At 33.9% G+C, this 445-nt stretch carries 1 pseudogene; it reads left to right on the top strand.

Annotated features, from left to right (window positions below):
* Window positions 1–395 (top strand): annotated as a pseudogene (locus tag J1785_RS00210) (hypothetical protein); the annotation flags it as partial.
* Window positions 396–445 lie beyond the last annotated feature (50 nt).

Below are 445 nucleotides of genomic sequence, written 5' to 3'. Positions count from 1 at the left end.
AAATAAAGAGCAATGTTGATTATTTTCTTTCTAAATGGACATCGCTGAATAATACCAGCATGGACTACGATTATGATTATGTTGCTTCCTTTGATTGGTCCGATATCCTTGTGACCGATGGTATATCGTTTATTGTAGAATATCCTTTATTCCATAAACCATCCATTTTTATTGAAAATGATAACCACGCTGAGTTCAACGAATTAGGAATTCTTGCTGCAAAATGCAATCACATAGCGAATGATTTCGCTAGTGTTCTATTTTTCCTCGACAAACTTAATGATGGGAGTCTTGAAGATAAAAATAATGAAATCGCTGAACTGGAAAGTATTGTACTACCCAACAAAGGCATGGTTCATCAGATAATAGCAAACGATATTAAATCAAACATTTAATGATACAGGCGCCCTTATTGGGCGCTTATGTTAATAATGAAATATAGGAT

Origin of the sequence: Rahnella perminowiae (assembly GCF_019049755.1) — a bacterium.
Classification (GTDB): Bacteria; Pseudomonadota; Gammaproteobacteria; order Enterobacterales; family Enterobacteriaceae; genus Rahnella; species Rahnella perminowiae.
Note: the sequence above shows the minus strand (reverse complement) of the source record. Positions and strands in the feature narration are given on the sequence as shown.